Genomic DNA, 12,773 nt, shown 5'->3' with positions numbered 1-12,773 from the left:
AGCCCGGTCCAATCGATGGAATCGCTGTACAAGCCGCCGACGCTGATTCACCTGCTGGAATCCAAGCAGTGGGATGCCGCGCGGAACAAGCTTGACGAGGTTTTTGCCGATTTGGAAGGGACGAGCTACTCCCGTGAGCATCTGTACGAGGTGTATTTGCTGATGACGAATGCGTTCATGTATATGGTGCACAAGCAGGGCCAGTTTGCCTATCAAGTCGACCAGTCGGGCTTTGACCTGGTCCATGACCAGGGAATGATTCTGTCGCTGGACAAGCTGAGAAGCTGGGCCTTGCGAATGCTGGACAAGCTCCGGACGGAGTTGTCGGCCAGCGATCAATATACGCGCAGCTACATTATCCACCAAGTGCAGGAGCTCGTCTCCCGCGATTTGGGGCAGGACACGTCGGTGAAGACGATTGCCGACAAAGTCTTTTTGCATCCGGTCTATTTGTCCAAAATCTATAAAGCCGAAACCGGCGAGAGCCTGGGCGATTATATTATCCGGATGCGGATGGAACGGGCGCTCTATCTGCTGAAGAAGACGAACAAAAAAATATACGAGATTACCGCCGAGCTCGGATACCAAAACCCGCAGTACTTCAGCAAAATGTTCAAGAAGCATTACGGGCTGAATCCAAACGAATTCCGGGACCAGTAACAGGTTGCAAAAGGTGCAGAAATGTTCGGAGAATGACATAGGACGCCGATTGGGGCACCTCTATAATGAAACATGTAGAAGAAATATAGATTTAAGGGGGAGCGACATGAAGGCATATACGAAAAAGGCATTGACGCTTGCATGCAGCCTGGTGCTGGTCAGCGCGCTGTTCACCGGATGCTCGGGGGCCAAAGGAGGAACTGCTGCGGATTCGGCCCAGAACCCGCCGGCTGCAGCCGAAAATGAAAACGCTTATAAAGACAAATACGACCCGCCGGTAACGATTAGCACGGTGTGGGGCGTCGATCCGGAGCTGAAGTTCAAGAACGGAGAGTCGATCGAAAATAACGTGGCTACCAAGTGGGCTAAGGACACGCTAGGCATCGAGATCAAATCGCTGTGGTCAGTGACCGATACGAACGGCGCATTTGCAACCAAGCTCCGGCTGGCGATGTCTTCCGGCCAGGAAATGCCGGATGTGGTCACCGTCGGCGATGCGCAGCTGGCGCAGGACCTGATCGATTCGGGCATGTTCCAGGATACGGGCGCGCTGTTCGACAAGTATGCCAACGACACGTGGAAGCAAGCAATGGATCAGGACAAGAACGTATGGAACCCCTATATCCGCGATGGCAAAAGAATGGGCATCCCGGTGCTCGATTATGCCTACAACCACGATTATTTGCTGTGGATCCGCCAGGATTGGCTCGACAAGCTGGGACTTGCCGCGCCGAAAACGATCGATGAGCTGGAGAAGGTCATGGACGCCTTCAAAAACAACAATCCGGACGGCCTGAAGCCGGACGAGGTCATCCCGCTGAGCATCGGATTCAAGACCACGATGAATACCTGGATGGGTGATCCGTCCTGGATCTTCGGCGCCTACGGCACCATCCCGCAGCAGTGGAACAAAGGCGCGGACGGGAAGCTGGAGTACGGCTCGATCAACCCGGGCATGAAGCCGGGGCTGCAAAAGCTGAACGAATGGTTCACCAAAGGCTATATTCCGAAGGAAGCGGCGCTCTGGGATGAGAACAAGACGTCCGAACCGGCCGTCGCCGGCAAAGCCGGAATCATCCCTGGACCTTACTGGATGAGCGGATGGCCGCTGAGCGACACGGTGAAGAACGTGAAGACGGCGGTCTGGAAGCCGATTGCCCTGCCGGCCGGGCCGGACGGGAAAGCCGGGCGCCACGGCACCCTGTTCACGAACGGCGTGACGCTGATCAACAAGGACATGAAGCATCCGGAAGCGTTCTTTACCTACCAGAACTACATGTTCGACAATTTGGCCAATTCCCAGCCGGGAGGCGTGTTCGACAACGGCCTCTTCAAGGGATACGATTACGATCTGGACGCCAGCGGCAAACCGCTCCGGTATGAGGACACTCCCCGGCGGATTCGTGAACAGCCTGCGCTACCTGCTGGTGCGCGACGGGGCACGGATTCCGGACGCGCAGATGAAGGCGCTGCTGAACCTGGCGGACGGCAAGGAAGCGACAACCCGCCTGGAAAAAGAAGTAAAGCTCAACTACGGTCTGGATACGCCGGCAGCGGCCAAGGTATTGATGTCCCAGAAGGACATCGCTTATCCGAACCTGTACACCGGCCCGACCACGGCAACTATGAAATCCAAGCTGGACTATTTGAATAAAATCGAAAACCAGACCTTTAACGAAATTATCTACGGCAAGCAAGGCGTGGATGCGTTTGATAAATTCGTCGAGACCTGGAAGTCTTCGGGCGGCGACCAAATGACAAACGAAGTGAATGATTGGTATTCCAAGCTGGGGCAATAACCGGCGTCATAGAAGGGAAGCGGCATGCTGAGGCATGCCGTCTTTTTTGCTTCCATCTGCGAAGCCTATTTGCAAACCTCGCGAATTTTGACTTTGGGAGAGATCGCTTAAGAGAACACCCCTTCGCATGGTTACGTGTTATAGAATGCCAAAATACAACATATGATTAAACAGACTTGTGCTCTCTACTGGCAGGCATGGTGGGATATTTCATCAAAGGGGGTGGCGGCATGTGGGTTAAACCCGATTTTGAAGTCATTGAGGTTTGTGCAGAGGTTACCGCATACGCGTATCAGAAGTGACGAACCATGCCGGAGCAATCCGGCATCTATTTTTTTGAGGGGGGCAGGAACATGCTGTTGAAGGTGCTGGGATCGGCGGCGGGAGGAGGTTTCCCGCAGTGGAACTGCGGGTGTCCGAACTGCCGCCGCGTGCGGATGCAGGATCCCTCATTACGTGCCCGGCTGCATAATTCGCTGGCCGTCAGCGATGATGGCAGCGATTGGGTTCTCATCAACGCCACGCCGGATATCGGTGCACAGATCGAGGCCCATGCCGAGCTTGCTCCGGGCTCCACGATCCGGCATTCGCCTATTTCAACCGTGCTGCTGACGGACGGGGAGCTGGATCATACGATGGGCCTCCTCCACTTAAGGGAGTCCTCGGCAATCGACGTTTACGCCACGGCTCCCGTATTGGACGCCCTGATGGAAGCCTTCCCGGTCAGGAAAATCTTGGAGCCCTATGCATCATACCGGTGGCTCAAAGTCCGGCCGCAGGAATCTTTTCCACTATTTGGGGGCAAAGTAATGGTATATCCGTTCTTCCTGGGCTCCAAGCCGCCGAGGTATGCGTCCGTCCTTCGGAATCCCCATACAGATGTGGCGTCCTCATCCCCTTGGGTCGTCGGCTACCGCATGGTAGACCAGCGGACCGGAGGGACTGCTGTATACGCGCCCGGTGTCGAATCCTGGTCGAACGAGCTTCATACCCAATTGGTAGCAGCCGACTGCGTCCTTGTGGACGGCACCTTTTGGCATTCGGATGAGCTTCGGCGGCTGGATATTTCCGGATTGGTGGCATCCGATATGGGGCATGTCCCCATTGCCGGACAGGGTGGAAGCCTGGAGCACCTTTCCCGTATATCGGCCGGGCGAAAAATTTATATCCATATCAACAATACCAATCCGATCCTTGACGAGGCTTCTGCGGAGAATCGCAGCCTTCGGGAGCTGGGGATCGAGGTCGGTTACGACGGTTTGGAATTGGAGGTCTGACATGAACCAGCATTTGCTCTCGAACGAAGAATTAACGATGAGGCTGCGCCAGGTCGGGGAACAGCGCTATCACGACAAGCATCCTTATCACGTACGCATGCATGATGGAAAGCTGAGTCCCGAGCAGCTTCGGGCTTGGGTGGCGAACCGGTTTTATTATCAGAAAAATATTCCTGTCAAGGATGCCATCATCCTTTCGAAGCTGCCCTCCAGGGAAGAGCGCCGCCACTGGATACAGCGCATTGTGGACCATGACGGAACAGAAGGGAGCGAAGGAGGGATCGAAGCCTGGATCCGCCTTGGCGAAGCCGTTGGCATTCCGAGAGAGGAGATGCTGGATGAGCGCCATGTCCTTCCCGCCGTCCGGTTTGCGGTCGATGCCTACGTGAACTTCTGCCGCCTGCAGCCGTGGCTCATTGCCGTAGCTTCCTCTTTGACGGAATTGTTCGCTCCCGTCCTAATTTCCCAGCGAATCGCCGTGTTTGAACAGCTGTATCCATGGATCCGTCCGGAAGGACTGGAGTATTTCCAGGCGAGGCTGCATCAGGCACCGCGTGACGCGGACCACGGTCTGGAACTCGTTCTGCGCGAATGCAAAGACCGCGGTGAGCAGGAGCAGGTCATATCCGCCCTGCACTTTAAGTGCGATGTCCTCTGGGCCATTCTGGATGCGCTAAGTCTGGCGTATCCCGATGCGGAGGCGCAGCGATGATCGCTTGGGGGCCGTCGGAGCAGCTCAGGCTGCGAAGTCCCGCACGGCTGAAGTTCGATAAAGCCAGGCAAACCGATATGCTACTGCTCCCCGAACGCGTCGTCAACCTGAATCCGACGGCCGGGGCCATCCTTTGGCTGTGTGACGGGACGCGGTCGGCTGACCAAATCATCGGGGAGCTTGAGGCAAAATACAATCAATCCAATCTGCAGGAGGATGTTCTCGAGTTTCTCACGCAAGCCATTGAGCGGGGGTGGATCGAAAAGTGTCCGTAAGCATACCGTATGCCCTGTCGGCGGAAATTACCCACCGGTGCCCCCTTCACTGCGCCTACTGTTCGAATCCGGTAGAGCTTGCCAAAAGGGAGCATGAGCTGAGCACGCAGGAATGGATCAGGGTATTCACGGAAGCCAGTGAGCTCGGGGTCGTGCAGCTTCACCTGACAGGCGGTGAGCCGCTCATGAGACCGGACGTGGACCAGTTGATCCGGCAGGCCCGTGAGCTGGGCTTTTTTGTGAATGTCATTACCAGCGGGGTCGGCGTGACAGAGAAACGCATGCAGCAGCTGGCGGACGCGGGGGTCGACAGCATGCAGCTCAGCATACAGGCGTCCGAGCCAGGCCTGGCGGATGCGATTGCCGGCTCCCGGGCACACGAATTCAAAAAGAAAACGGCTGCCTTGATCCGGGAGGCGGGGATCCCCTTACATATGAACGTCGTCCTGCACAGGCAAAATATCCACCTCGTGGAGGAAATCATTGAGATGTGTGTGTCATGGGGAGCCGGACGGCTGGAGCTGGCGAATACCCAGTACTACGGCTGGGCGCTGCTTAACCGCCAGCATCTGCTGCCGACCAGAGTGCAGCTCGCGACGGCTGAGGAAGCCTTTTTTCGGGCCAAAGCGCGCTTTGACCGCCAGATTGAACTGATCTGGGTTCTCCCGGATTACTATGAGGATTTCCCAAAACCCTGCATGGGCGGGTGGGGCGAAATTTCGATGACGGTGACGCCCGACGGAACCGTGCTGCCCTGCACCGCGGCATCCAGCATTCATACCTTGACCTTCGAATCCGTTAAAGAGCGGAGCCTCGAATGGATATGGCGGGAATCCGCCGCCTTCAACAGCTTCCGCGGCTTCGACTGGATGGCGGAGCCCTGCCGGAGCTGTGAACACCGTTTCCGCGATTTCGGCGGATGCCGCTGCCAAGCTTACCTGTTGGCCGGCGACGCGCGGCAGGCGGATCCTGTCTGCCAGTGGTCGCCTCATCACGAACTGATATCCGATATTTTATCTTCCCTCAATCAAGACCACGATGAACCATCCGTTACTGCGCCTCATCGCCCTGTGCCTTCTTATTCCTATCGCGGCAGGTTCAAGAAGAACGGAGGAATGACCGGTGACCATATTTGACGCCCACTGCGATGTGCTGAGCAAACTGCTCGAGCATCCGCAGCTGGATTTTGTACACGAACAAGATTTGCTGGATGTCACGCTGGAACGCATGCAAAAGTCCGGCATCGGGTTCCAGAATTTTGCCGTCTATTTGCCTGAGAAGTATGCCGGAGAGTTTCGTTATGTGCTGGAGAGCATTGATCTGTTTCATGAGAAGGTGCTCGCAAGCGGCCCTATCCATTTTATCCGATCCAAGGAGGACCTCGAATACACAGAGAAGAACGACACAGAGAAGAACGGCTTGACCGGGGCGCTGCTATCGCTTGAAGGAGTCGATGCGCTGCAGGGAAACCTGGCCTATGTGCGGATCCTGCATCATCTGGGCGTCCGGAGTATCGGCATCACCTGGAATTACGCCAATTGGGCGGCGGACGGCGTCATGGAGTCCAGGAGAGCGGGATTGACCGAGAAAGGCCGGCAGTTGATTCAGGAATGCAACCGTCTGGGCATGATCCTGGACGTGTCCCATCTCTCGGAAAAAGCGTTCTGGGAGCTGGCGTCGATGTCCGTGAAGCCGCTCATCGCCTCCCATTCCAATGCCGGCAAAATATGCCCGCGCCGCAGAAACTTGAGCGATGAGCAGATTGGCTCCATCATCCGGGCGGACGGAGTCATCGGGGTCACCTTTGTGCCGCCTTTTGTCCATGCGGAGGAACCGGTTACGATGGACCGGCTGCTCGCGCACATCGACCATATCTGCTCTCTTGGGGGCCGCCGGCATATCGGGCTGGGCTCGGATTTTGACGGTATCCGTGAAAAGATCATCGGTCTGGAGCATGCGGGGAAATATCATGATCTGGTCAATTTACTGCAAAAGCATTACAGCGAGGAGGACGTGGAAGGCTTTATCTGCGGCAACTGGTATCGTTTTTATTTGAAGCACCTGCCCGCGGCGAATTAATATCTGCTTCCTGCAGCTTCCCTCGAGCCATAAATCGAAAAAAGGAGTTCCATCTTCGAATGGGCTCCTTTTTTGTTTGGTCTTAGGATACCGTAATCGTACCCGTCATATTGTCGTGGCCTGAGCCGCATTGAATCGAGCAGTTGAAATCGTAAGTCCCAGCCTTGTCTACGGTAAAGGTGGCCGTTTGTCCGTCCTGCAGATTGACGTTCAGGTCAGGAATTTCGAAGCCGTGAACGCCATCCTTGTTTTTAAACGTCAGCTTGACCGTGTCGCCGGCTTTCAGATCGATATTGGGCGGGTCAAAAGCGAAGTTTTTCGCCGTCACGGTAATTTCTTTGGTTTGTCCGCCGCCGGTGGATGGGGCTGTATTGTTGGCAGGCGGAGCCGCCGTACCGTTATTGCTTTTGCCGCATGCGCTTAATACCAATACGATCGAGAGCAGCGCTATCATAAAGATCAAACGGAATTTCGGTTTCATCGTCGTCCTCCTTGAATGCAAATCTGGGTGGTGTGTTTCTTCTCCTTCAAGATGACCGATTTGAGCCGCTTTTATACCTGCATGACATCAGCCGGAAATGCGGCTTGGGTGCAAACCAGGTGTATGTACGAAGGGCTGTATTTTTTTCTGCATGATTTTTGGTCTTGCTGGAAATATTACGTTACAACGCTTCTAATGAAAAAATGAGGAGATCGTTCCAACATGAGAAAAACTCACGTGATGATTGGCGCAGCCCTTTTAAGTACAAGCCTAGCTCTAAGCGGCTGTAATACGAATAAGAACAATAACGCAGCGACCCCGGCTCCGGCGCAAAATACAAACGAAAACAAACCATCCACGACGCCGGGAAAAGTGACGGGCACCTCTTTTAAAAACTTCGGCACCTATGGATTTGATCTGAAAAATACCCGCCATGTCCCTTATAAAGAGGTGACCGCGGCCAACGTCAAGGATCTGGGCGTGATCTGGAGCGCGGACCTGAAGGAGCTTGACAAAGACGTCAAGAACGGGAATCAGTGCTATCCGGTGTTCGTCGACGGCATCGTGTACATTACGACCGCCGGGAATCAGGTATTCGCCTTCGACGGCGCGACCGGCAGTCAAATCTGGCACTGGAAGCCGTCCGCAGAACAAGCTGCGACATTCAGCAAGTCGGGGATCATTGCCAACCGCGGCGTCGCTGTTGGGGAAGGTAAAGTGTTCATGCTGACGGTCGACAATCAGATTGTATCCCTGGACCAGAAGACCGGCAAGCTGATCAAAATGGTGCCGATCTCCGAGTCCATCAAAGGCGTGACGCTGGAGAACGGTTACTACGAAACGACCGCACCCGTGTATTACAAAGGCAACATTTATATCGGCAGCAGCGGCGGGGACAACGGCATCCGCGGGTTTGTCAACGCCTATAAAGCAAGCGATCTGTCGCCTGCCTGGGCTTCTCCTTTCTACACGGTCCCGCCTAAAGGCCAGGACTGGCTCGCCAACAGCAAATTCCAGGGCGGAGGCGCGGTATGGAATCCGCCGGCCATCGATGAGGAGACAGGAATCATGTACTTTGCCGTGGGCAACCCGGCGCCTGACTTTTACGGCGAGTCCCGGCCGGGAGACAATCCGCACACGGACTCGGTGGTCGCCGTCGACGCCGCTACGGGCAAGCTGATCTGGGCGAAGCAGGAAATCAGCCATGACCTCTGGGATTATGACGCTGCAGCTTCGCCAATGATCCTGAATGCCACCGTCAAAGGCAAGCAGCAAAAAATCGTCGTGCAGGGCGGGAAGTCGGGACAATGGTATGCATGGGACGCCAAGACCGGCGCTGTCGTTTGGGACGGGGTTCCTTTTGCCAAGATTGATCATCCGAAGCCGACACCGGAGGGTGTTACCGTGTATCCGGGCGTGCTCGGAGGCGAGAACTATGCTCCCGAAACGTATGATCCCGCAACAAATTATGTGCTGATTCCGGGCGTGGAACAGGGGGCCGTCATCAAGTCTGCGAAAAGCCAGACGGAAGCCTCGACACCGGACATGCCCGGAGCGGCCGCGTTCGGTACGACGACCTCGGCGCCAGCGAATGATGTACCGTTCGGCACCATCACCGCGATGGACGTGAATACCGGTGAAAAAGCCTACCAAATCAAGACGAAGGATCCGATGCGCGGAGGCTTTACGAGCACGACGACGGGACTGGCTTTCTACGGCGAGCTCGACGGGAAGATCAACGCCCTGGATATTAAAAACGGCAAGGTCATCTGGACCTTCCAGACGACGGGGAGCAGCATTCAAGCAGCGCCGGCGATTTTCGTCGTCGACGACAAACAATATATGGCTTTTACATCCGGCGGTCCCAAACCGAAAGTGTTCGTGTTCGGAATTGGCGGCGACAAAACCCAAGGCAAAGCGGGTACGGCGGAAGACACGAACGCTCACCAGAAAAAATAAGGTTCATGAAGCGGGGCAGAGCCTATGGCTTTGCCCCTGTTTATTTGCGCACAAGTAAAGGGGAGGAATCGAATCCATGTGGTATTTGCAGCGACTGTCCATTTTGATCATGACGGTGTGTCTTGCCGGATGTGCCGGGATGCCCTCGAAGCCGGTATCCTCGGAGGCTCCGGCATCGGCGCAAGCGGCGGACCATGGCGTACAGCTGACGGTTGATTCGCCGTCCTTGCGGCTTAAGCAGTGGAAGTCGGACGGGTCCCATATGACCTCCGTTCACGGCAGGCTGCTCCTCGACAATCAGCCTGTGGCCGGCGCCACGGTGGATACGAGCCAGAGCCAAATTGACGTTCCCACAGGGAAGGACGGATCGTTCACCCTGACCGTTGACCAGAGCCTCCTGGCTGAGACCAAGATCAGTATCGCTTCCCTTAAGGACGCCACAGTATCCGGGAAACATCTAACGCCGGAGATGTCGAAGCGGCTTCTTACTGCTTCGGCCATGCTCAGCGTAAATTATCCGATTGAGGTGCTGAAGGTGGAAGACGATCCCGAGGATGCGTCCAAGGTCCAGGTTCACGGACGGGCCATCGCCAGCAGCGGTGACGTCGTATCTTATTTTCAAGTAGATAAATACCGGATGGGCGGGGTTGTCAAAGACGCGAAAGGCAGACCGATCGAGAATGCGGTGGTCTGGTTCGACCGGGATCAAGGCGAAGGCTTCGGGAAATCGACGCCGACCGATCAGGATGGCAGATATTCCATTTTCTATTGGCCCGAGGATGAAGAAACAAATCTGTCGGTCACGATCGGCACCAAGAGATACACGCTTCCTGAAGGCAGAGTGTTCAAGATGCCCGAGAACACCAGCGTGGAGATCGACATCACACTGCCGGAAGAGGGTACGGTCATCACGGATCATCCTCCGTATCTGGTGAGCCAGACATCGTCTGGCGCGATGTACACCGGAGTGCTGGTCGGACTGAGTTTGCCCAAGGATGTCCCTTATTCCGTCACCATTCCGAACAAGCGAGGGGAATTTACCGTGACCGTTGCCAAAAAGGTGTGGAAGCAGCGGCCGGCCTTTTTCGAGACCCGGATGTCCAAATTCGTCGAGGGGCGCTTAACTTGGGGCGATACCCTTCCGGCCGGTTTTGTTCAGCCTGCCGCTGAAGACCCGAAGCATATTCCGTTTAAATATGATGAACGTCCGGCTCACTCTACAGCCATTTAGATAGCCATTTAGATAGCGATACACAATAGAATGTGCTGTTGATTGATCGACCGGGAATCGAAGCACCAAAAATCCCTGACCTACATTTTAAGTAAGTCAGGGATTTTTATGATGGCTGACCATGCATTTAGGGCAAACTAACCGCGGTCTCGTTCCGGGTTTCCTTTGCGCATACCGGCTAATCCGATCAGACCCAGCAGTCCGAGCCAGCCCCAGCCTCCGCCGCGGTTTCTGTCCGTCGCCGCGTTCGTCCGGATTCTGTTATTGTCAGTCAGCATATTCGTATTGGATCCGGTGTAGTTGTTTGTTCCCATCCGGCCGGTGTTGTTCGTTCCGTAATTCGTATTCAAGTATTGGCTGCCTGTTCCAGTGCCATATACGCTGACATGGTAATGGGATGTCGTTCCGACATTGTTCACCCGGTAATGCGAACCACCGGTGGATTCGGTTCCGAGGGTCCCCCATGCCCATACCTGTGCCCATGCCGCCATTTCCGCCGTCTTGCGCCGTTCCAGCCGCCCCATAAGCAAAGGCCGGAGCAGCCAGCATCAAAGACATGCCTGCAATCAATACACCGATTCTTAACTGTTGTCTCATTGAGGCCACCTTCCTTCGGAGTATGTTTTTAAACTTACGTTATTGTGTCACGGAAGAGGTGAGCTTATACAGATGGGGAGCCAGGGGCTTTTTAACGGTTATACGGGAATATTCGATTTTGTCCACGACATATATATCAAAAAAGGCAGGAAACAAAGAACTTTGGCGTGCAGGCCTATTGCTTGTCGATTCAGGTTATAAGGAAACAGGCGGGGGAGTGTGTCGAATGGGAAAAATGAATTTAAGGTCGTCCGTAAAGGGCGCAGTGATGGGGGCTGCCATGACCGGAGGGTGGCTGCTTGCCGATCTGCTGCTGCCGGAGCCCTGGGGTGATGTGGTTTTATTTGGAGCGATGGCGGTTTTGAATATAGGCATCGGCTGGAAAATCGGCAGAATGTTCAATCAGCGCGAAGCGCAGGAAGCCGGCACCGATGGCGAGGCGGCGCATGCCAACAGCCCGGCCAGCCTGGAGTCCCGATAATAGATTGGATGAGCGGGAAACACAGGTTCACAATACGCTGTAACTCCGCTGTATCGGTATCGTTCCAATGGAAGAGTCGGTCGCCTGGAAACCGGTGAAAATCAATCATTTGATTTTCGCCGGTTTTTTGTGTCTGGCATGCCAGGCTTCATAAATTCCCTCGTCGGCGGAAGAAGGCAGGCAGGGGGACAAGCCCTTCGCGGATCCATGCCTGCAATTGGTTGCAATAGTGCCATTTATGTTGGTTTTATGAGCTACGACGACATTTGGGCGGTTGCTATAATGACGGTACCAAAAGAGAAATTGGCATTCCAAGAGGGGGAACGACCTTTTATGAACCGTCTAAAAAGAACCTGGCCGCTGCACGTCATGCTGCTGCCGGCGCTGGTGTTTCTGGTCATTTTCAGCTATGTGCCGATGGCGGGGATCGTCATGGCCTTTCAAAATTTTAAGCCCTGGCTCGGCTTCACCCACTCCGAGTGGGTTGGACTGGACAACTTCCGTATGCTGTTTGAACGGCAGGACAGTATGGAGGTGATCTGGAATACGCTGATCATTTCCGCGTTCAAGATCGTGTTGAACCTGCTGGCGCCGTTTACGTTTGCGCTGCTTCTCAACGAGGTGCGCAGGGCGTTCTTCAAGCGTTTCGTGCAGACGCTGGTCTATTTGCCCCACTTTTTGTCATGGGTCATTCTGGGCGGCATTCTGCTGGATTTTCTGTCCACGGACGGCGGGTTTCTGAACCGCATCCTGAGCTCCTGGTTCGGCATCCAGCCGATCTTTTTCCTTGGCGATAACAACTGGTTCCGGTTTACTGTCATCGCCTCGGACGTATGGAAGGAGTTCGGCTTCGGCACGATCGTATTCCTGGCTGCGCTCGCGAACGTGAATCCGTCTCTTTACGAAGCGGCGGAGGTAGACGGGGCAACCCGCTGGAAGCAGACGCTCCATATTACGATTCCGTCCATGCTGCCGATCGCAGTGGTCGTCGGAACGCTGGCGCTGGGCAACATTTTGAATGCGGGCTTTGACCAAATTTTCAACCTGTACAATCCGCTTGTGTACCAGAAAGGGGATATCATCGACACGTTCGTGTACCGTACCGCGATTCTGAACGGAGAGATGGGGCTTGGCACGGCGATCGGTCTGTTCAAGTCGGTCATATCGATGATCCTGATCCTCATTTCGTACCGGCTGGCCTATAAGCTGGCGAACTACCGGA

At 55.0% G+C, this 12,773-nt stretch carries 13 protein-coding genes and 1 pseudogene; 12 read left to right on the top strand and 2 right to left on the bottom strand.

The features are described 5' to 3' along the window. The 8 genes and pseudogenes from CPT76_RS21045 to CPT76_RS21015 all read left to right on the top strand — a co-directional run. A partial coding sequence (locus tag CPT76_RS21045) for a helix-turn-helix transcriptional regulator (RefSeq protein WP_146116378.1) occupies window positions 1-660 on the top strand: 660 nt, incomplete at its 5' end. 106 nt (window positions 661-766) lie between these two features. Continuing rightward, window positions 767-2,459, top strand: a pseudogene (locus CPT76_RS21040) (extracellular solute-binding protein). A gap of 197 nt (window positions 2,460-2,656) precedes the next feature. Next, window positions 2,657-2,761, top strand: coding sequence for a pyrroloquinoline quinone precursor peptide PqqA (gene pqqA, locus CPT76_RS42220; RefSeq protein ID WP_076175873.1), 105 nt, complete (start codon window positions 2,657-2,659; stop codon window positions 2,759-2,761). 51 nt (window positions 2,762-2,812) lie between these two features. Next, window positions 2,813-3,736 carry a pyrroloquinoline quinone biosynthesis protein PqqB gene (pqqB, locus tag CPT76_RS21035; protein ID WP_105444393.1) on the top strand — a complete coding sequence of 308 codons (924 nt, stop codon included), beginning with the start codon at window positions 2,813-2,815 and terminating at the stop codon, window positions 3,734-3,736. Window position 3,737: 1 nt separating this feature from the next. Beyond that, entirely contained in the window at window positions 3,738-4,448 is a 711-nt protein-coding gene (gene pqqC / locus CPT76_RS21030) for a pyrroloquinoline-quinone synthase PqqC (RefSeq protein WP_105444353.1), read from the top strand. After that, complete coding sequence (pqqD, locus tag CPT76_RS21025; RefSeq protein WP_105444352.1) at window positions 4,445-4,723, top strand: pyrroloquinoline quinone biosynthesis peptide chaperone PqqD; 279 nt, start codon at window positions 4,445-4,447, stop codon at window positions 4,721-4,723. The genes pqqC and pqqD overlap by 4 nt, the downstream gene beginning before the upstream one ends. Further along, window positions 4,714-5,859 (top strand): pyrroloquinoline quinone biosynthesis protein PqqE, encoded by a 1,146-nt coding sequence (gene pqqE, locus CPT76_RS21020; RefSeq protein WP_105444351.1) that lies wholly within the window; start codon window positions 4,714-4,716, stop codon window positions 5,857-5,859. Before pqqD ends, pqqE begins: the two co-directional genes overlap by 10 nt. Further along, a complete protein-coding gene (locus tag CPT76_RS21015; protein ID WP_105444350.1) occupies window positions 5,846-6,802 on the top strand; it encodes a dipeptidase in 957 nt (318 codons plus the stop codon). The genes pqqE and CPT76_RS21015 overlap by 14 nt, the downstream gene beginning before the upstream one ends. 82 nt (window positions 6,803-6,884) lie before the next feature. Here CPT76_RS21015 and CPT76_RS21010 read toward each other — a convergent pair whose 3' ends face one another. Continuing rightward, window positions 6,885-7,283: a cupredoxin domain-containing protein gene (locus CPT76_RS21010; protein WP_105444349.1), complete on the bottom strand. Its 399-nt coding sequence runs from the start codon at window positions 7,281-7,283 to the stop codon at window positions 6,885-6,887. A gap of 222 nt (window positions 7,284-7,505) precedes the next feature. Between CPT76_RS21010 and CPT76_RS21005 the strand changes: the two genes are divergently transcribed. Together CPT76_RS21005 and CPT76_RS21000 are read left to right on the top strand one after the other, a co-directional pair. Beyond that, a complete protein-coding gene (locus tag CPT76_RS21005; protein WP_105444348.1) occupies window positions 7,506-9,242 on the top strand; it encodes a pyrroloquinoline quinone-dependent dehydrogenase in 1,737 nt (578 codons plus the stop codon). Between the two features lie 76 nt (window positions 9,243-9,318). After that, the gene (locus CPT76_RS21000) at window positions 9,319-10,473 is read left to right on the top strand and encodes a carboxypeptidase-like regulatory domain-containing protein (RefSeq protein WP_105444347.1); all 1,155 of its coding nucleotides are present in this window, start codon (window positions 9,319-9,321) and stop codon (window positions 10,471-10,473) included. A 137-nt stretch (window positions 10,474-10,610) separates the two neighbouring features. Here the strand turns inward: CPT76_RS21000 and CPT76_RS20995 are convergent, their stop codons facing one another. Continuing rightward, on the bottom strand, window positions 10,611-10,997 hold the full coding sequence (locus tag CPT76_RS20995; RefSeq protein ID WP_181152984.1) for a WGxxGxxG-CTERM domain-containing protein: 387 nt from the start codon (window positions 10,995-10,997) through the stop codon (window positions 10,611-10,613). A gap of 299 nt (window positions 10,998-11,296) precedes the next feature. On the opposite strand from CPT76_RS20995, the gene CPT76_RS20990 reads away from it, so the two are divergent. After that, window positions 11,297-11,551, top strand: a complete 255-nt coding sequence (locus tag CPT76_RS20990) for a hypothetical protein (protein ID WP_105444345.1) — start codon at window positions 11,297-11,299, stop codon at window positions 11,549-11,551. A 333-nt stretch (window positions 11,552-11,884) separates the two neighbouring features. After that, window positions 11,885-12,773 (top strand): ABC transporter permease (locus tag CPT76_RS20985; protein WP_105444344.1); only part of this gene is annotated, 889 nt, incomplete at its 3' end.

This window comes from Paenibacillus sp. AR247 (assembly GCF_002968895.1).
In the GTDB taxonomy this organism is placed as follows: domain Bacteria; phylum Bacillota; class Bacilli; order Paenibacillales; family Paenibacillaceae; genus Paenibacillus_AQ; species Paenibacillus_AQ favisporus.
The sequence above is the reverse complement of the archived record's forward strand: the minus strand, read 5'-3'. Positions and strand labels throughout refer to the sequence as shown.

What these genes read in the sequence shown, in the direction of transcription:
- pqqD (WP_105444352.1), top strand. Translation starts at nt 4,445, where the DNA reads ATGATCGCTTGGGGGCCGTCGGAGCAGCTCAGGCTGCGAAGTCCCGCA.
- CPT76_RS20990 (WP_105444345.1), top strand. Translation starts at nt 11,297, where the DNA reads ATGGGAAAAATGAATTTAAGGTCGTCCGTAAAGGGCGCAGTGATGGGG.
- CPT76_RS21010 (WP_105444349.1), bottom strand. Translation starts at nt 7,283, where the DNA reads ATGAAACCGAAATTCCGTTTGATCTTTATGATAGCGCTGCTCTCGATC.
- CPT76_RS20995 (WP_181152984.1), bottom strand. Translation starts at nt 10,997, where the DNA reads ATGGGGCGGCTGGAACGGCGCAAGACGGCGGAAATGGCGGCATGGGCA.
- pqqC (WP_105444353.1), top strand. Translation starts at nt 3,738, where the DNA reads ATGAACCAGCATTTGCTCTCGAACGAAGAATTAACGATGAGGCTGCGC.
- CPT76_RS21000 (WP_105444347.1), top strand. Translation starts at nt 9,319, where the DNA reads ATGTGGTATTTGCAGCGACTGTCCATTTTGATCATGACGGTGTGTCTT.
- CPT76_RS21005 (WP_105444348.1), top strand. Translation starts at nt 7,506, where the DNA reads ATGAGAAAAACTCACGTGATGATTGGCGCAGCCCTTTTAAGTACAAGC.
- pqqA (WP_076175873.1), top strand. Translation starts at nt 2,657, where the DNA reads ATGGTGGGATATTTCATCAAAGGGGGTGGCGGCATGTGGGTTAAACCC.
- pqqB (WP_105444393.1), top strand. Translation starts at nt 2,813, where the DNA reads ATGCTGTTGAAGGTGCTGGGATCGGCGGCGGGAGGAGGTTTCCCGCAG.